The sequence below is a fragment of the Geodermatophilus marinus genome, assembly GCF_003428645.1.
Taxonomy (GTDB): Bacteria; Actinomycetota; Actinomycetes; order Mycobacteriales; family Geodermatophilaceae; genus Geodermatophilus.
Map to the genome: position 1 here is coordinate 20,236 of NZ_QVQH01000034.1, position 17,960 is coordinate 38,195.

The following is a 17,960-nucleotide window of genomic DNA, read 5'->3' on the forward strand; positions in this document are numbered from 1 at the left end:
AGCGATGCGGCTAGACGGGGCCATACGGTGCTCGACGTGGACCCCGTCCGGAACCCGTACGCCCCCGGCGCCGGCCAGCGCCCCCCGGAGCTCGCCGGCCGGGACGCCGAGCTGTCGGCCTTCGACGTCGTGCTGGAGCGCATCGCGCACGGCCGTCCCGAGCGTTCCCTGGTGCTCACCGGGTTGCGCGGGGTCGGCAAGACCGTGCTGCTCAACCAGCTGCGCTCGGCCGCGATCGGCCGCGGGTGGGGCACCGGGAAGATCGAGGCACGTCCCGACCAGTCGCTGCGGCGACCGGTGTCCTCGGCGCTGCACATGGCGCTGCGCGAACTGCGGCACCCCGACCAGGAGTCGATGGACGCCGTCCTCGGGGTGCTCAAGGCCTTCGCGCTCCGCCAGTCCGCGGACGCCAAGGTCCGCGACCGGTGGCAGCCGGGCATCGACGTCCCCGCCTCCGGCGGCCGGGCCGACTCCGGCGACATGGAGATCGACCTGGTGGAGCTGCTCACCGACGCCGCGGGGCTGGCCGCCGACGTCGGCAAGGGGGTGGCGCTGTTCATCGACGAGATGCAGGACGTGCAGGCCGACGACGTCTCGGCGATCTGCGCGGCATGCCACGAGCTCTCCCAGCAGGGGGCGCCGCTGATCGTGGTGGGCGCGGGCCTCCCCCACCTGCCCGCCGTCCTGTCGGCGTCGAAGAGCTACTCCGAGCGGCTCTTCCGGTACGTGCGCATCGACCGGCTCGACCGGGCGGCCGCCGACCGGGCCCTCCTGGCCCCGGCCGAGCGCGAGGAGGTCACCTTCGAGGCGGCGGCCCTCGACGCGCTCTACGCCGCCGCGGACGGCTACCCGTACTTCGTGCAGGCCTACGGCAAGGTCACCTGGGACGTCGCGGCGGCCTCCCCCATCACCGCCGACGACGTCCGCGTCGCCGCCCCGGTGGCGGAGGCCGAGCTGGCGGTCGGCTTCTTCGGGTCCCGCTACGACCGCGCCACCCCGGCCGAGCGCGAGTACATGCACGCGATGGCCGAGCTCGGCGGCCCGGCCGGGTCGGCGGTGCCCACCTCGGAGGTCGCCGCAGCGCTGGGCCGCAAGCCGGCCTCGCTCTCCCCCGCCCGGGACTCGCTGATCAAGAAGGGCCTGGTCTTCTCCGCCGAGCGCGGGCAGATCGCCTTCACCGTCCCGCACTTCGGCCGGTACCTGCTCTCCCACCCCGACTGACGTGAGACCCGGCGGGCACGCGGCCGCGTCACCCCTCCCGGCCGAGGAGGAAGGCGTTCAGCTCGACGGCGAGCTCGCCGGGCCGCTCCCAGTTGGGGCTGTGCCCAGCACCCTCCTGGACCACGTGGTGGGCCCGGGGCAGCGCGGCGAGCAGGCGGTCCTGCTGCCCCCGGTCGAACAGCGCGTCGCGGGCCCCCCAGACCACCAGGGTCGGCACGGTGATGCGAGCGAGCTCGGCCCGGTCGTCGAGGGCGGCCAGGCCCTCCCAGACGTCCCGGTAGACGCGCGCCGGCACCTTCCTGCTCTCCGCCACGAGCCCCTCGAAGAAGTCGGGCGGGACGGGCAGGTGGAGCGTGGAGGCCTGGAACTCCCGCACGAACGGCAGCGGCACCGGATCGACCAGGTCGGCGAGCTCGGCGCGGACCTCGTCGACGAGCTCGGGCCCCATCCGGTCGGCCGAACCGATCAGCACCAGCCGCGCGAAGCGGTCGGGTTGCTGCTCGACGGCCCGACGCACGACGAAGCTCCCCATCGAGTGCCCGACCAGCGCCGGCCGGTGCAGGCCGGCGGCGTCGCACAGGCCGGTGAGGTCCTCCGCGAGCCCGTCGATCGAGTACCCGGTCGGTGGGTGGTCCGAGTCACCGAAGCCGCGCTGGTCGTAGGCAAGCACGTGCAGCCGCGGGTCGAGCTCGGGCAGGACCCGGCTCCAGGAGAACCACGAGTCCGGCCACCCGTGGACCAGCACCACTGCCGGCCCTGCCGGGTCGCCCTGCTCCACCGCGTGCACTCGCAGGCCGTCGGCGAGGGTGACGGTGCGGTGCCGGAGATGCTGCGCCGTTCCGGTCATGACGCCTCCTTCGGGGTGGCCCCGTCCGGTCCCACGGTAGGAACGGCGGCGGGCCGTCCGGAAGCACGTCGGGCGCGGCCCGGCGAGGTCGTGCGATCTCGGCGACGCCCTCCGTCGGCCCGGCAGGGGCGGCGCTCAGGGGACGCGCACGGCGAGCAGCGCCACGTCGTCCTCCACCCCGCCGGCGAGCAGCTCGGCCAGCAGCCGGTCGCACAGGTCGGTGGGCGGCAGCCCGGCCCCGTCGGCGACGAGGGCGCGCAGCCGGTCGCGGCCGTCGTCCAGCAGCGCCCCGCGCCGCTCGAAGAGCCCGTCGGTGAACAGCAGCAGCGTGGACCCCGGCCGCAGCGCGACGACGCGGTCGGCCCGCTCCCCCCGCCAGCCGATGCCCAGCGGCGGGCCGACCGGCACGTCGAGGTCGGTCACGGTGCCGTCGGCGCCGAGCAGCATGGGCGCGGGGTGGCCGGCCGAGGCCCAGCGCAGCCGGTGGCCCCCCTCCCCGTCGCGCTCGAGCCGGCAGACCAGGGCGGTGGCCATCGACGGCACCCCGAGCCCCACGAGGGCGGCGTCCACCCGGCCGAGGACGCCCGCGGGCTCCTCCACCCGGTCGAAGGCGATGGCCCGGACCAGCGTCTTGACCTGGCCCATGGCGGCGGCGGCCTCGATGTCGTGGCCCATCACGTCACCGATCACCACGACCGTGTCGCCGTCCGGCTGGCGGAAGGCGTCGTACCAGTCACCGCCGATGGCGACCCCCCGGGTGGCCGGGCGGTAGCGCACCACCAGCTCGAGACCCGCCGGCTGGACCGGCGGGGAGAGCAGGCTCAGCTGCAGCCGCTCGGCGACCTCGCGGTTGACGCTGGCCAGCCGGGCGTTGTCGAGGGCCAGGGCGGCCCGGCGGGAGGCGATCTCCGCCGTCCGCACCTCCTCGTCGGTGTGCGGCCCGCGCGCCCGGCCGTTGACGAGGGTGAACGCCCCGATGACCTCGCCGCGGGCGACCAGCGGGAAGGTCGCGACCGCCGAGGGCTGCAGCGGCGCGAGCGCCTCGCGGGCGGCCGGGTCGCTGACCATCAGCGTCACGTCCTCCTCGGTCAGCCGCGGGATCACGACCGGCCGACCGCTGCGCAGGGAGGTCGGCACGGGGGCGGTGGGGGCGTTGGTGCGCACCCGCGCGTCGGCGTAGCGGTGCATGGCGGCGACCATCTCCGGGTCGATGTGCGCCCGGCCGACGTCGCGCCGGGTGCCGTCGGGCTCCACCACGCTGACCAGGCACCAGTCGGCCAGCACCGGGACGACGAGGTGGGCCAGCCGGTCGACGGCCTCGTCGACGTCCGCGGCCGAGGACATGGCCAGGTTGATGTCGCCGAGGAGCAGCAGGTGGCGGCCGGCCTCCTCCGCGCGGACGGCGGCCTCGGCGGCGGCCGCCGCGGCCTGCTCGCGGGCGGCCACGGCGGCGGCCCGCTCCTCCTCGGCGCGGCGCCGGCCGGACACGTCGTCGTAGGTGACGACGAGCCCGGCGTCGGTCAGCACCGCGTCGGCGCGGAACCAGGTGTCCAGCGGGGCGAAGTACTCCTCGGTGCTCCCCGGCTCCCCGGTCGCCCGCACGCACCGGTAGAGGTGCTCGAACCCGCTGCCGACGGCCTCCGGGAACTGCACCCACACGTGCTCGCCGACCAGGCCCTCGACCGTCCGGCCGAGGATGCGCGCGCCCGCCGGGTTGATGTAGCGGAACCGCCAGTCGGCGTCCAGCACGAAGAGCGGTCGCTCCATGCCCTCGACCGCCTCGACGAGGAGGGAGTGCGACGGGAGCGGGGTGCCGTCGCCGACCATGGCGCACACTCTGCCTCATCGGGGCCGCGCGGCCCGCCGCCCGACCGGGTGGCGACCCCCGGGAGGAGACCCGTCTCACCCCCCGGAGGTGAAACGCCGCCCGCAGGGTTGAGCGGCGGACCGGGTGGGAACCCGAGCGACCGTCGGAGTCAACGACGGACGGAGACGACGCAGTGGGTCGACTGGCATGGCCGCTACGGCCCCTGCCCGACGGCCGCGGCGAGGTGTGGCGCTGGGACCTGCGCACCGTCGCCGAGCTCCCCGCGGCCCGGGCAGTGCTGCGGTCCCGCCTCGGCAGCGTGAGCTACCCGCGGGACCCCGAGGACAACGCCGCGGAGCGGCTGGTCCTCGCCTTCGACGAGCTGGCCTCCAACGCGCTGCGGCACGGCCTGTCCCCCGTGGTCGCCACCGTGGTGGCCGGCAGCGGCGGCTGGCTGCTCGACGTGAGCGACCGGGACCCGGAGTCGATGCCCGCCCCGGCGGTCGACCGCGACCCGGCGCAGGGCGGCCTGGGGCTCTACCTCGTCGCCCGGCTGGCGGTGGCCCACGGGTGGTACGTCGACGCCGACTGCAAGCACGTGTGGGCCTGCCTGCCCACGGCGACCGACCAGCGGATGCCGGTCCTGCACCACGGCTGACCCGCATCCGCGCCCGGCCCCGCGCCGGGCGGCTGTTCCACGTGCAACCACGGCCGGACGCGACGACGCCCCGGAGCGGGGCTCCGGGGCGTCGTTGGCGTGCGCCCGGGGTGGTGGAGCGGCCTCCGGCCACCCCGGGGCGTCCGGGTGGGTCAGCCCCCCGAGGGCACGACCAGCGACAGCGCGCCCTTGCCGTAGCCGGGCACCTCGACCGCGAGGTCGATGCGGTGGAAGGCGGCCACCATCTGGGCCAGGTCGGCGGGCAGGTCGTCGCCGGGGGCGTAGAGCCTGTAGAGCTTCGAGTGCGGCGCTCCCGGGACGTTGAACAGCGCCGAGAGGACGTTCACGACCTCGTGCAGCGCCTCGGTGAGCATCGCGGTGAGCTCGCCGTCCTCCTCGACGGTGTCCTGGACGCCGCCGGGGGGCAGCAGCGCCAGCGCGCCGCCGGTCCAGGCCGACAGCGGCAGGTCCATCACGCACAGGGCGTTGACCGCCAGGTGCGGGTCGACGTAGACGGCCACCGAGGCGGGCCGCTTCTCCGTCGGGGTGACCGGGTCGCCGGGCAGCACGGAGACCGGCTTGCCCAGCAGCCCGGTCAGCATCTCCCGGACGTCCTTCGCGGCGGGCAGGACCACCGTGCTCACACGATCACCCCGTCCAGGGCGTCGCGGAAGGTCTCCTCGGTGAACGGCTTGGCGATGAGGAAGAGCGCGCCGGCGTCGGCGGCCTTCTCCCGCATCTCGGCCGACCCCTCGGAGGTGACGAAGCCGAAGGGGACGCCGGAGCCCGACGACCGCAGCGCCTGGAGGCACTCCAGCCCGCTCATGTTCGGCATGTTCCAGTCGGACAGGACCAGGTCCGGCTGCTCGGCCTGGACCTTGTCGTAGGCGTCGCGGCCGTCCTCGGCCTCCACGATGTCGTGGTCGTCGTAGCCGGCCTGACGCAGGGTGCGGATGACGATCTGCCGCATGACGCGGCTGTCGTCGGCGATCAGGATCTTCACTGGGGGCACCTCAGTTCTCGTGCTCGGGCGCCAGGGCGGCGCCCTGGACGGTGATGGTCAGGGGCTGACCGCGCCACAGGAGGTCGACGCGGCAGGTGTCGGCGGCGGCGCCGGGGGCCGGCGCCGTCCCGGCCTCGGGCAGGCCGAGGGCGGACGGCCCCGGCAGGACGGCCTTGACGTTGCCGCCGACGACGTTGGCGAGCTCCCCGAGGGCGTCCGCGACGTCCTCGTCCTCGAGCTCGGCGGGGGCGTGCTCGCGCAGGAGCGCCCGGGTGAGGTCCGCGGCGGTCCGGCGCCCGCAGGCGAGGACGACGGTGCCGGTCCAGGGCCCCAGCACCTCGACCCAGCTGCTGACCGCGTCGGCGGGCACCTCGCCGGGGAGCGGGACGAGCACCTCCTCCTCGCCGACGAGCGCGGCCCACGCCTGGTCGGCGATCTCCTGGACGACGGCCTCGTCCAGGAGCTCGGTGATCACCGGCGGCCGGTCGCCGGCGCGGCGACGGGGGATCCGGGTCTCGGTCACAGGGCGGCCTCCTGCGGCAGCAGGCCGAGCAGCGCGAGCTTGTCGCGGATGGCGTCGGCGGTGAACGGCTTGATGACGTACTCGTGCGCGCCCGCCGCGAGGGCCCGGACGATCTGCCCCTGCTCCCCCTCGGAGGTGACCATCATCAGGGTCACCGCCCGCCAGGCGGGGTTGGCGCGGACGGCCGAGACGAACTGCAGCCCGTCCATGACCGGCATGTTCCAGTCGATGCTGCACAGCTCGGGGACCCAGCCCGCGTGCAGCACGTCGAGGGCCTCCTGGCCGTGGCCGGCCTGCCGGGTCTCGTAGCCCAAGCCCTCGAGGGTCCCGCTCACGATGCGCCGCATGGCGCGCGAGTCGTCGATCACCAGAGCACGCACGGTCAGGCCCCCTTCAGCGGGCGGTAGGCGGAGCTGCGGCCGATGACGACCCGCTCCCAGGAGTCGTCGACGCCCAGGGTCGTCTCCGCGGCGCCGAGGAAGAGCCACCCGTCGGGGCGCATCAGCGCGCGGACCCGCCGGAGGATCGCCTGCTTGGTCGGCAGGTCGAAGTAGATGAGGACGTTGCGCAGGTAGACCACGTCGAACGGGCCCATCCGCGGCAGCGGCGCGGCGAGGTTGCACTCGCTCGCCGACACCATCCGGCGCAGCGCGGGCGCGACCTCCCACTCGGTGCCGGCGCGGGTGAGGTGCCGCACCAGCATCGGCGCCGGGAGCCCGCGGTTGACCTCGAGCTGGCTGAACCGGCCGGCGCGGGTCCGCGCCACCATCTCGCGGGAGATGTCGGTGGCCGTGATCGCGACGCGGGTGGCGGCGTTCGGGAGTGCGTCCTGCAGCAGCATCGCGATCGTGTACGGCTCCTGCCCGCTGGAGCAGGCCGCCGACCAGATCTGCAGCCGCTCGGCCGCGCCGCGCGCCGGCAGCAGGGCCGGGAGCACGGTCGAGGTCAGGGCGGTGAACGGGTCGCCGTCCCGGAACCACGAGGTCTCGTTGGTCGTGAGCGCCTCGACGATGCGCCGGGTGGACTCGGCGCTGGGCCGGGCGCGGACCTCGTCGACCAGCCGGCCGACGTCGGCCATGCCCAGCTGGCGGGCGATGGGCAGCAGCCGCGCCTCGACCAGGTACTCCTTGCCCGGGGCGAGCACGATGGCGCTCTCCCGGTGCACGAGCCGGCGGACGTAGTCGAACCCGGTGGCGGTGAGGGTCATCGCCGTCCCCCGGCGGTCGCCGCGACGGCGGCCGGCACGCCGGCGCGGGCGCCGCTGCGGCGGGTGACCGCCTCGGCGACGCGGTCCAGCGGCAGCACCTCGTCGGCGAAGCCGGCCTGGGCGACCGCGCCGGGCATCCCCCACACCACCGAGGTGGCCTGGTCCTGGACGACGACGGCACCGCCGGCCTCGCGGATGCGCCCGGCGCCCTGCCGGCCGTCGGACCCCATGCCGGTGAGCACCAGGCCGAGGACCGCGCCGTCGAAGACGTCGACGGCCGAGCGGAACAGCGGGTCGACGGCCGGCCGGCAGAAGTTCTCCGGCGGGCCCTGGGTCAGGGTGGTGACCGGACCGCGGGCGGTGGCCCGCACGGTCAGGTGGTGGTCGCCCGGGGCCAGGTGGACGGTGCCGGGGGTCACCGGGCTGCCGTCGGCGGCCTCGACGACGCGCAGCGTGCAGAGCCGGTCGAGCCGCTGGGCGAACTGCCGGGTGAACACCGGCGGCATGTGCTGCACGACGAGCACCGGCAGCGGGAAGGACGCCGGCAGCTGGGGCAGCACGCGGGCGAGCGCCTCCGGGCCGCCCGTGGAGGACCCGATCACCAGGACGGCGGGCTGCTTGACCGCGGGCCGGGGCGCCGGGGGACGCGGCGGCGGCAGCGGGGCCGCGACCCGCGCCGGGCCCGGCGGCCGGCCGGTGAGGCCCTTGATCTTGGGGATGAGCTGCTCGCGGACGCTCTCCATCGACTGCGCCACGCTGCCCACGTTGGCCGGCTTGGTGACGTAGTCGTTGGCGCCGCCGGAGAGCGCGTCGAGGGTGGCGGCCGCCCCCCGCTCGGTGAGGGTGCTGAACATGATGATCGGCACGCGGTTGCGGCCGGCCCGGATGGCGCGCACCGCCTCGATGCCGTTCATCTCCGGCATCTCGATGTCCATGGTCACCAGGTCGGGCTCGAGCTGCTCGACCTTGGCGAGGGCGATCCGCCCGTTCACGGCCGTCCCCACGACCTCGATGGCCGGGTCCGCCGAGAGGACGTCGGTGACGATCTTCCGCACGACGACCGAGTCGTCCACCACCAGCACCCTGATCGGGTCCATCCGTCCTCCTGGTTCCCGGGGCGGGCCGCCGGATCTCGCCGCAACGCGGTGCGGCGCCGGCGGGAACCGGGCGCGGGTGCACCTCTCCCCCGTGTTGTCGGCCGGTGCCGGGCGCTCCTTGAGCGGATCGGCTCCTGTTGCCGAATGATTTCCGGAGGTCACGGAATGGCGGTCGCCGACCATTCCGCGCCCGGTGTCGACACGCGGCCGGGAGCGCGGGTGGCCCGGCGGCGTCCACCTCGCGTGGCGCGGCCGCGGACCGGGTAGGCGCGGCGCATGGCGATGGACCGTGTGCTCGTCCTCGTGCTCGCCGGCGGCGCCGGCGGCCGGCTGGAGCTCCTGACCGACCAGCGGGCCAAGCCCGCCGTCCCCTTCGCGGGCGTCTACCGGCTGATCGACTTCCCGCTGAGCAACTGCCAGCACTCCGGGGTCGCCGATGTCTGGGTCTCGGTGCAGTTCCACCCCACGTCCCTGGCCCACCACCTGGCCAACGGCCGGCCCTGGGACCTCGACCGCACCGACGGCGGGTTGCTCGTGCTGCCGCCCTACCGGGGCACGGAGCGGGGCGGGTGGGTGTCGGGGACGGCCAACCTGCTGTGGCGCCAGGCACCGCTCATCCGGGAGGCCGCCCCCGACGCGCTGGTCGTGGTGAGCGCTGACGCCGTCTACAAGCTGGACTACCGGGTGGTGGCGGCGGCGCACCGCGAGTCCGGCGCCGAGGTCACCATGGTGACCACCGAGGTCGCCGCGGACGACGCCTCCCGCTACGGGATCGTCGAGGTCGGGGACGGCGGTCGGATCACCGGGTACGCCTACAAGCCGGACGAGCCCGCGTCGACCACGGCCACCAACGAGGTGTTCGTGTTCTCCCCCGGCCCGACCCTCGACCGCCTGGAGGCGCTGGCCGGCGAGCTCGGCGAGGAGGGGCTGGAGGACCTCGGCAGCCACCTGCTGCCCGCGCAGACCCGGGACGGGCTCGCCCGGGCCCACCCGCTGGAGGGCTACTGGCGGGACGTGGGCACCGTGCAGGCGTACTGGGATGCCCACCGCGACTTCCTCGACCCCGAGCCGCCGCTGGACCTCGACGACCCGCGCTGGCCGGTGCACACGCGGGGTGGGCGGCGCAGCGCGGCGCGGGTGCTGCGGGGGGCCTCGGTGGAGGACAGCCTGGTGTCGGGCGGCACCCGGGTCGCCGGCGCGGTCAGCGGGTCGAGCCTGTCCCCCGGGGTGGTGGTGGAGGCCGGCGCGACCGTCGTGGACTCCGTGCTGCTCCCCGGGGTCCGGGTGTGCTCGGGCGCGACCGTGCGGCGGGCGGTGCTCGACGACGGGGTGGTGGTCGGCGACCGGGCCGCGGTCGGCGGCGACGGCGACATCACCCTCGTCGGCCGTCGCGCGGAGGTCGCCGCCGGCAGCGAGGTCCCCGCAGGCGGGCGGTTCCCCGAACCCGAAGACGGCTGACCGCCCTCACGCGGCCACCGTGCCAGGCCACCCCGCCGTGATCACGGGGGTGTCGCAGGCCCACCCGGCGCGTCTGCCCGTGTCCCCGGCACGACGCCCATGATCAACCGCGAGGCGCCGCGAGCAGGACCGCGAGCGCGTCGGCACCGAGCAGGTCGGCCATCACCATCCCCTGCACGCAGCCGGCGACCGCGTTCCACACGCCGGCCGCCCCGTCCGAGGCGTCGAAGCCGGCGTCGGCGAAGGCCCGGACGGCGAGCAGCTGGGCGGTGGCCAGGGTCCGGGTGCGCCCGGAGACGTGCGCGGCCCAGGAGGCCTCGTGCATCGCGGTGGCCCAGGGCCGGCGCAGCGCCCGGTTCTCGTCGACGGCGGCCCGCCACCGCGCGCGGCCGTCCTCGTCGAGCTCGCCGAGCGCGGTCAGCAGCCCGTGGACCTCGTCCGTCGCGGGGCCCAGGTCGGGGGTCCCCTCGGCGGGGACGAGCCCGGTGTCGCGGGCCAGCGCCAGCGGCCCGCGGAGCCGGCGGTGCACCAGCGGGGGCAGCACCTCTGCCGCCCACTCCCCCACCACGGCGTCGGCGAGGACGTCGGCCGCGGCGCTCAGCGTCGGCTCGTCGAGCTCGGCGGCGGCCGGGTGCTCGGGGCCGAGCACGTCGTCCCGCAGCACCCGCTCGACGGCCCGGGCGTCGCCGATCGTGCTGCGCTCGAGCTGGGCGACGAGGACGGCGGCCCGCTCCCCCGGGGGCGCCGTGCGCAGCTGGGGGACGGCGGCGGCCAGCTCCCGGGCCCGCCGTGCGCGGACGGCCAGCGCGCCGCGCTCGGCCGCGTCCCGACCCGCGGCCGGGTGCACGCCGGCCAGGGCGCGCAGCGCCTCGGCGTCGGCGACCAGGCCGGTCAGCAGGGCATCGGCGGCGGCACGGCCGCCGGGCAGCCGGACCAGGTCGAAGCCCAGGGTGGCGGCGCTGACCAGCGAGTACGGCACGGCGGTACCTCCCTTTCGCGTCCCCCGAGGTGAGGTGCACCCATGCTGGCCGGGGACGGCGGGCCCCGCCACGCGCAGGTCACCCGATGGTCGGAGGGCACGCTCGGGACGGGAGCGCGGCGACGCCTGAAGGCATCAGATCGGTCACGGACGGTCACCGGAACGACGACGGCCCCCGCCCTCCCCTGCGCGAGGGAAGGAGGGGGGCCGGGCCGGTCCCGGCCGCCGGGGAAGTCCGGCCGGAGACGGGAGAGGTTCGGAGGTCAGGCGTCAGAGGCGGGGCGGCCCCGCTGCAGGGGCTCGCCGCGAGCCTGCGAGTGGCGGGGGGCAGCGGCGGCCCCGTCCCGAGGCTCGCCGCGAGCTCGCGAGGGGCGAGGAGGACGGGGTCCTTTCAGGCGCCCACCGCCTTCTGCACGTCCAGGGCCAGCAGCAGCTGGCCGTCGAGCTTGAACGCGCCGCGGATGAGCTCGCGCGCGCTCCCGTCCAGCGTGTCCGGCGGCGCCTCGAAGTCGGCCGGGTCGACGTCGACCACGTCGGCGATGGCGTCGACCAGGAGGCTGACCGCCTCGCCGTGCAGCCGCACGACGATGACGACCGCGTCGGTCCCCTCCGGCCGCCGCGGGCGGCCCAGGCGCTCCCGCAGCTCGATGGCGGTGACGACCTGCCCGCGCAGGTTGATCAGCCCGGCGACCGCCGCCGGCGCCAGCGGCACGCGGGTCAGGCCCTGGCTCTTGAGGACCTCCTGGACGTGCGCCACCTCGATGCCGTACAGGTCGCCGTCCAGCCAGAACGTGGCCAGCTGGCCGCCGATGGCCGGCGCGGCCGCTTCGGTCGTGGGGGGCACGTCAGACCTCCTGGTACGTCGCCGGGGCGGAGCCGGCCGGGGCGGGGGTGGAGTAGAACGCCGGGTCGGCGGCGAGGATGGCCGCGCGGACGTCGAGCAGCTCGGTGACCTTGTCCCCGAGGACGGCCGAGCCGAGCAGCCCCATGTCGTCAATGTCGCTGCGGACGGCGGCGTCCCCGTCGACGATGTCGAGGATCTCCTCGACGACGATCGCGACGCTGCGGCCGTGGTCGGAGTAGACGATCACCTCGAGGACCTCCCGCTCGGTCTCGCCGTAGGCGCCCAGGTGCCGGTCGAGCCGCACGATCGGCAGGATCGCGCCGCGGTACTGCACCACCTCGCGGTTGCCGACCCGCTCGACGGCCTCGGTCCTGACCTGCTCGAGGCGGGTCACGGTGTCCAGCGGGATGGCCACGCGGCGGCCACCGCCGATGGCGGCCAGCAGCATGCGCTCGGCCTCCCGGTCGGCCGCGGCGGCCTGCAGCAGCGCCTCCCGGGACTCCTGCCGCTCGGTGGTCTCGGTGCGCAGCGCCCGGCGGGCCAGCGCCTGGACGTCGAGGATCAGCGCCACCGTGCCGTCGCCGAGGACGGTGGCCCCGGAGTACAGCCCGATGGCCTTGAGCTGGCCGCCGACGGCCTTGACCACGATCTCCTCGGTGTTGATCACCCGGTCGACGACCAGGCCGAAGCGGCGCCCCTCGGAGCGCAGGACGGCGATCACCACGTGCCCGTCGTGCCGGTCGGAGGTCAGGCCGAGGACGTCGGTGAGCCGCACCAGCGGGAGCAGCTCGCCGCGGAGCCGGTACACCGGCGCGCCGCCGACCTCCTCGACGGCGGTGGCCGCCTTCTCGGCGTCCAGGCTGACCAGCTCCTGGAGGCTGATCTGCGGGATGGCGTAGCGGTCGCCGGCGCACTCGACGGTCAGGGCCGGGACGATCGCCAGCGTCAGCGGGATGCGCAGCCGGGTGCAGGTGCCCTGCCCGGGCACCGACTCGACCTCGATGGTGCCGCCGATGGACTCGATGTTGGTCTTGACGACGTCCATGCCGACGCCCCGGCCGGAGACGTTGGTGACCGCCGCGGCGGTCGAGAAGCCGGGCAGGAAGATCAGCTGCAGGACGTCCTGCGGGCTCATCCGGTTGAGCGCCTCCTGCGAGACCACGCCGCGCTCGACGGCCTTGGCCCCGATGCGGGCGGGGTCGATGCCGGCGCCGTCGTCGGCCACCTCGACCACGACCTGGCCGCTCTCGTGCTTGGCGCGGAGGAACAGCACGCCCTCGGCGGACTTGCCGGCCCGCCTGCGGGCGTCGGGGGCCTCGACGCCGTGGTCCACGGAGTTGCGGACCAGGTGCGTCAGCGGGTCCTTGACCGCCTCGAGCAGGGTCTTGTCGAGCTCGGTCTCGCGGCCCTCCATCTCCAGCCGGACGGACTTGCCGCACTGGATGCCCAGGTCGCGGACGACGCGCGGCAGCTTGGACCAGATGTGGTCGATCGGCTGCATGCGCGTCTTCATGACGCCCTCCTGCAGCTCGCTGGCGATGAGGTTGAGCCGCTGCGAGGCGCGGACCAGGTCGGTGTCGCTGGAGCGGCCCACGTACTGGACGATCTGGTTGCGGGTCAGCACCAGTTCGCCGACGAGCAGCATGAGCTCGTCGAGCAGGTCGACGTCCACGCGGATCGTGCTCTCGGCGACCGCGCGGCGGACCTGACCGGCCCCGTCGGCCTGCCCGGCCGCGGGCTCGGCCTGGCCGCTCGGCTCGGCGGTCGCCGGCTCCGGCTCGGTGACCACCTCGGGGGCCGCCGCGGCCTCCTCGCGGGGGGTGGGCACCGGGGCGGGGGGCGGGGACCCGTCGGCCGGCGGGGTGGCGGCCGGCTCCTCCGCGACCGGCGCCTCCCCGGCCGGGGCCTTCGCGGCGGCCGGGCTCTTCGCGGCCGGGGCCTTCGCGGCGGCCCGGGCCTTCGCGGCGGCCGGCGCCTTCGCCGCCGGGGCCTTGCGGCGGGTGGGCCGCGCGGCGGCGGGGGCGGCCGGCTCGTCGGCCGCAGCCACCTCGACCGTCACCTCCGCCGCCTCCTCGGCGCGGGGGCGGGGGACGGCGGGCGCCGGACGGTCCTCCATCGCGGCGCTGATGGCGGCGACGACGGCGGACACGTCGACGTCCCCCTCGCCGCCGCCGGCCTCGATGGAGGCGAGCAGGGAGCGGACGCAGTCGACCATCCGCAGCAGCGCGTCGGTCCGCTGCGGGGTGAGCGCCAGGGCACCGTCCCGCAGCCGGGAGAGCATGTTCTCCCCGATGTGGGTGACCTCCTCGAGGCGGTGGAACGCGAGGAAGCCGCTGGTGCCCTTGATCGTGTGGATGGTGCGGAAGATGCTCGACAGCCGCTCCCGCGAGTCGGGCTCCTGCTCGAGGGCGACCAGGTCGCTGTCCAGCTGGTCGAGGTTCTCGTGGCTCTCGACCAGGAACTCCTCGACGATGTCGTCCAGACCGTCCACGTTGCTCTTCTCTCTGGGTGTCCGGCGCCGTGAGGCGTCTCGGGAGGGTCTTCGGCCGGTGCGGCCGGGGGGTCAAGCCCAACGGCGCGGCGACGGCACCGGGACCGGGGCGCAGCGGCCCCGGTCCCGGCGGACCGGTCAGCAGGTGAAGCGGGCGACGCCGGTGCGCAGGTCGGCGGCCATCCGGGAGAGCTCGTCGACGGCGGTGCGGGTCTGGGCGAGCGCCTGGGTGGTGGCGCCGGCCGCGGTGGAGACGCCGGTGATGGTGTCGGCGATCTGCCCGGAGCCGGCCGCGGCCTCGCCGACCGAGCGCGACATCTCGGTCGTGGTGGCGGTCTGCTCCTCGACGGCACTGGCGATGGTGAGCTGGTAGTCGTTGATCTGGCCGATCACCGTGCTGATCCGCTCGATGGCCGAGACCGCTCCGGCGGTGTCGCCCTGGATGGCCTGGACCCGGCGGGCGATGTCCTCGGTGGCCTTGGCGGTCTCCTGGGCCAGTTCCTTGACCTCGTTGGCGACCACGGCGAAGCCCTTGCCGGCCTCCCCGGCCCGGGCGGCCTCGATGGTGGCGTTGAGGGCCAGCAGGTTGGTCTGCTCCGCGATCGAGGTGATCACCTTGACGACGTCGCCGATCTCGCGGGAGGAGTCCCCGAGGCGGGTGATGGTCGCGGTGGTGGCGCCGGCCTCGGTGACCGCCTGGGCGGCGACCTGCGCGGCGTCGGTGGCGTTGCGGCTGATCTCCCGGATGGAGGCGCCCATCTGCTCGGCCCCCGCCGCCACCGTCTGCACGTTGCGGGAGACCTCCTCCGCGGCCGAGGCCACCACGCCGGACTGCGCGCTGGTCTCCTCCGCCGACGCCGAGATCTGCGCCGAGGACGCCGACAGCTCCTCCGACGACGCCGCCACCGCGTCGGCCGAGGCCATGATCCCGGCGATGGTGGTGGCCATCGTCCCGGCCGCGGCGTTCAGCGCCGCCGCCATCTGGCCGGTCTCGTCGCGGCCCCGGACGGGCAGCCGGACGGTGAGGTCGCAGGCGGCCACCCGCTCGAGGCCGCTGCGGACCTCCCGGACGCCGCGCAGGATGCCCGACGCGACGACGGCGGCCAGGCCGGCACCGAGGGCCAGAACGGCCACGGCCACGCCCAGCGTGACCCGGCGGGTGGTCCGCTCGGCGTCGACCATCTCGGCGCGGGTGGTCGCCACGCGGGCGTCGACGGAGGCGATGAGGTCCGTCATGGCCTCGTCGAGGACGTAGAAGGTGTCCCACTTCTCGCCGGCCGACAGCGCGTCGCCCTCGTCGAGGAGGCCCTGGGCCCAGAGGGCGAAGATCTGGTCGTTGTAGTCGCTCATCGAGGCCCAGTTGTCCTCGATGGTGGCCAGGCTGGCCCGCGCCTCCTCGTCGAGGAGCGACGGGTCGAGCTCGAAGAGCCGCTCGAAGCCGGTGGCGCCGTCCCGGTAGGCGGCGACGTTGTCCCCGGCGGGAGCGGCCGCGACCGGCCCGCCCTCGGTCCGGGACTTCCAGGCGGTGATGTTCTGCCAGTTGGCCGCCCACAGCAGGTCGTAGCGCGCGGCGTCGACGGTGCGCTGCACCCCGACGGCGGCGGTCACCCGGTCCTGCATCTCGTCGACGCGGGCGGCGCCGGACAGGCCGGTGACGGTCACGGCCAGGGTGCCGAGGGCGAGGACCGCTGTCAGGACGGCGATGCGGACGCCGATGCCGCGGTCGCGGTACCAGTGCCGGGCGGGGGTCGGGGCGGTGGGGCGGGGCGTGCTGGTCATGGGTCCTGTCTCGTCGGCGGACGACGTCGTCCGTGGGCCGGGACCGGGGCGTGCGCCCCGGTCCCGGCGGGTCGGTCAGTAGGTGAAGCGGGCGACGCCGGCACGCAGGTCGGCGGCCATCCGGGACAGCTCGTCGACGGCGGTGCGGGTCTGGGTCAGCGCCTGGGTGGTCGACTCCGCGGCGGTGGAGACCCCGGTGATGTTGTCGGCGATCTGCCCGGAGCCGGCCGCGGCCTCGCCGACCGAGCGGCTCATCTCGGTCGTGGTGGCGGTCTGCTCCTCCACCGCGGAGGCGATCGTCGTCTGCCGGTCGGCGATCTGGGCGACGACCTCGCTGATCCGGCCGATCGCGGCCACCGCCCCGGTCGTGTCGCCCTGTATGGCCTGGACCCGGCGGGCGATGTCCTCGGTGGCCTTCGCCGTCTCCTGGGCCAGCTCCTTGACCTCGTTGGCGACCACGGCGAAGCCCTTCCCGGCCTCCCCGGCCCGTGCGGCCTCGATGGTGGCGTTGAGGGCCAGCAGGTTGGTCTGCTCGGCGATGCTCGTGATGACCTTGACGACGTTGCCGATCTCGGCCGAGGACTCGCCCAGCTTGGCGATCGTGGCCGTGGTCCGCTCGGCCTCGGTGACCGCCTCGCCGGCCACCCGGGCCGCCTCGTTGACGTTCACCGAGATCTCGCGGATGGAGGCGCCCATCTGCTCGGCCCCCGCGGCCACGGTCTGCACGTTGCGGGAGACCTCCTCCGCGGCCCCGGCCACCACGCCGGACTGCGCGCTGGTCTCCTCCGCCGACGCCGAGATCTGCGCCGAGGACGCCGACAGCTCCTCCGAGGAGGCCGCCACCGCGTCCGCCGAGGTGGCCACACCCGACAGCACGCTGCGCAGCGTGCCCTGGGCCTGGCCCAGCGCCGCGGCCATCCGGCCGAGCTCGTCGCGGCCGCGCACCTCGGGCGCCACGGTCAGGTCGCCCTCGGCCAGGGCCTCCACCGCGCCCTGCACCGACCGGACGGTGCGGACCAGCCGGCGGACGACGACGACGGTGAGGCTGCCGGCGACCGCGATCCCGGCCAGGAGGGAGACCCACAGGGTGGTGGTGGCGCCGGCGGCGACGTCCGCCGCGGCGTCGGTGTCGGCCTGACCGGCCTCGACCCGGCGCTCCTGCATCGCGTTGTACTGGTCCATCAGCACGTCCGACCGGTCCTGCAGCGGGCCGGTGATGACGGCCGCCGAGGTGGCCAGGTCACCGGCGTCCGCCGCCGGGAGCAGCTGCCCCTCGGCGATGGCGTAGTAGTCCTCGACCGTGGCCCGGAACTCGTCGAACGCCTCCCGGTTGACCGTCACCGCGGCGTAGGCGTCCAGCTGCCCCGCGATGGTGGCCCGCCGCTCGGCGAGGTCCGCGCGCAGCGCAGCCCGCCCCTCGGTGCCGGCCAGCGGGTAGGTGTTGTACCGGGACCGGTCCCCCTGCCAGGACCGCTGGATGTTCGCCAGGTCGGCGAGGGTGACGACGTTGCCGTTGATGCGCGCGGCCGCCGACTCCAGCGCCGCGATGCGGTTGACGGCGAGGACGGTCATGGCGACGGCGACGACGGCGAGCACGGCGACGGCGGCGCCGATCTTGACACCGACCGGACGGTCGGCGAACCAGCCGCCGGAGCGGCCGGCGCGGGATGCGGTCATGGCAGGGGGCTCCTGTGTGGTGCAGGTGTGGGTGGGGGCTCCCCGGTGTCCCCCGGATCGGTGTTCCGGGTGTGACTCGTGGGTTCGCCGGAAATGGTCCGGCAATTCGGCCGGAGGAGACACGGATCGTCGTGGCGTGTCGCGGGGAGCCGCCGAGAAATGTCGGCGACCACCTTTTCCCGATCCCCTTGTCGACACCGCCGGTGCATTTCCTCCCGGGCCCGGGAACGGGTGAGGGGGAGTGAGCCTTTCCCAGTAGCGGGCGGCTGGCAGGGCGGGCCGGACACGCCGACGCGCGCGAGGTGACGGGAGGAAGCGCAGGACCTCGGTAGGAGGGACGTCTTCTCACAGACCGTCTTCCCCACCCGA

At 75.4% G+C, this 17,960-nt stretch carries 16 protein-coding genes; 3 read left to right on the plus strand and 13 right to left on the minus strand.

The window, feature by feature from the left end:
* The first annotated feature begins 36 nt into the window (after window positions 1–36).
* Window positions 37–1,221 (plus strand): ATP-binding protein, encoded by a 1,185-nt coding sequence (locus tag D0Z06_RS22855; RefSeq protein WP_117379850.1) that lies wholly within the window; start codon window positions 37–39, stop codon window positions 1,219–1,221.
* A 28-nt stretch (window positions 1,222–1,249) separates the two neighbouring features.
* Here the strand turns inward: D0Z06_RS22855 and D0Z06_RS22860 are convergent, their stop codons facing one another.
* Both D0Z06_RS22860 and D0Z06_RS22865 read right to left on the minus strand, forming a co-directional pair.
* Window positions 1,250–2,068 (minus strand): alpha/beta fold hydrolase, encoded by an 819-nt coding sequence (locus tag D0Z06_RS22860; protein WP_117379851.1) that lies wholly within the window; start codon window positions 2,066–2,068, stop codon window positions 1,250–1,252.
* A 135-nt stretch (window positions 2,069–2,203) separates the two neighbouring features.
* Window positions 2,204–3,895 (minus strand): SpoIIE family protein phosphatase, encoded by a 1,692-nt coding sequence (locus D0Z06_RS22865; RefSeq protein WP_147332114.1) that lies wholly within the window; start codon window positions 3,893–3,895, stop codon window positions 2,204–2,206.
* 173 nt (window positions 3,896–4,068) lie between these two features.
* On the opposite strand from D0Z06_RS22865, the gene D0Z06_RS22870 reads away from it, so the two are divergent.
* Window positions 4,069–4,533, plus strand: a complete 465-nt coding sequence (locus tag D0Z06_RS22870) for an ATP-binding protein (RefSeq protein WP_117379853.1) — start codon at window positions 4,069–4,071, stop codon at window positions 4,531–4,533.
* A 152-nt stretch (window positions 4,534–4,685) separates the two neighbouring features.
* Here the strand turns inward: D0Z06_RS22870 and D0Z06_RS22875 are convergent, their stop codons facing one another.
* The 6 genes from D0Z06_RS22875 to D0Z06_RS22900 are packed head-to-tail and all read right to left on the minus strand — an operon-like array spanning window position 4,686 to window position 8,363.
* Window positions 4,686–5,177: a hypothetical protein gene (locus D0Z06_RS22875; protein WP_233517907.1), complete on the minus strand. Its 492-nt coding sequence runs from the start codon at window positions 5,175–5,177 to the stop codon at window positions 4,686–4,688.
* Complete coding sequence (locus tag D0Z06_RS22880; RefSeq protein WP_117379854.1) at window positions 5,174–5,536, minus strand: response regulator; 363 nt, start codon at window positions 5,534–5,536, stop codon at window positions 5,174–5,176. The genes D0Z06_RS22875 and D0Z06_RS22880 overlap by 4 nt, the downstream gene beginning before the upstream one ends.
* 10 nt (window positions 5,537–5,546) lie before the next feature.
* Window positions 5,547–6,059, minus strand: coding sequence for a chemotaxis protein CheX (locus D0Z06_RS22885; protein WP_117379855.1), 513 nt, complete (start codon window positions 6,057–6,059; stop codon window positions 5,547–5,549).
* Window positions 6,056–6,439, minus strand: a complete 384-nt coding sequence (locus D0Z06_RS22890; RefSeq protein ID WP_117379856.1) for a response regulator — start codon at window positions 6,437–6,439, stop codon at window positions 6,056–6,058. The genes D0Z06_RS22885 and D0Z06_RS22890 overlap by 4 nt, the downstream gene beginning before the upstream one ends.
* Window positions 6,440–6,441: 2 nt before the next feature.
* A complete protein-coding gene (locus D0Z06_RS22895; protein WP_117379857.1) occupies window positions 6,442–7,266 on the minus strand; it encodes a CheR family methyltransferase in 825 nt (274 codons plus the stop codon).
* On the minus strand, window positions 7,263–8,363 hold the full coding sequence (locus D0Z06_RS22900) for a protein-glutamate methylesterase/protein-glutamine glutaminase (RefSeq protein WP_117379858.1): 1,101 nt from the start codon (window positions 8,361–8,363) through the stop codon (window positions 7,263–7,265). The genes D0Z06_RS22895 and D0Z06_RS22900 overlap by 4 nt, the downstream gene beginning before the upstream one ends.
* A gap of 276 nt (window positions 8,364–8,639) precedes the next feature.
* Between D0Z06_RS22900 and D0Z06_RS22905 the strand changes: the two genes are divergently transcribed.
* Complete coding sequence (locus tag D0Z06_RS22905; protein ID WP_117379859.1) at window positions 8,640–9,821, plus strand: glucose-1-phosphate adenylyltransferase family protein; 1,182 nt, start codon at window positions 8,640–8,642, stop codon at window positions 9,819–9,821.
* Between the two features lie 103 nt (window positions 9,822–9,924).
* On the opposite strand, the gene D0Z06_RS22910 is transcribed toward D0Z06_RS22905, so the two are convergent.
* The 5 genes from D0Z06_RS22910 to D0Z06_RS22935 all read right to left on the minus strand — a co-directional run bounded on the left by D0Z06_RS22910 (window position 9,925) and on the right by D0Z06_RS22935 (window position 17,591).
* Window positions 9,925–10,800: a hypothetical protein gene (locus D0Z06_RS22910; RefSeq protein WP_117379860.1), complete on the minus strand. Its 876-nt coding sequence runs from the start codon at window positions 10,798–10,800 to the stop codon at window positions 9,925–9,927.
* Window positions 10,801–11,191: 391 nt separating this feature from the next.
* Window positions 11,192–11,644, minus strand: coding sequence for a chemotaxis protein CheW (locus tag D0Z06_RS22920; protein ID WP_117379862.1), 453 nt, complete (start codon window positions 11,642–11,644; stop codon window positions 11,192–11,194).
* Between the two features lies 1 nt (window position 11,645).
* A complete protein-coding gene (locus D0Z06_RS22925; RefSeq protein ID WP_117379863.1) occupies window positions 11,646–14,135 on the minus strand; it encodes a chemotaxis protein CheA in 2,490 nt (829 codons plus the stop codon).
* A gap of 138 nt (window positions 14,136–14,273) precedes the next feature.
* Window positions 14,274–15,914 (minus strand): methyl-accepting chemotaxis protein, encoded by a 1,641-nt coding sequence (locus tag D0Z06_RS27005; RefSeq protein ID WP_117379864.1) that lies wholly within the window; start codon window positions 15,912–15,914, stop codon window positions 14,274–14,276.
* A 75-nt stretch (window positions 15,915–15,989) separates the two neighbouring features.
* A complete protein-coding gene (locus D0Z06_RS22935) occupies window positions 15,990–17,591 on the minus strand; it encodes a methyl-accepting chemotaxis protein (RefSeq protein ID WP_117379865.1) in 1,602 nt (533 codons plus the stop codon).
* Window positions 17,592–17,960: the final 369 nt, after the last annotated feature.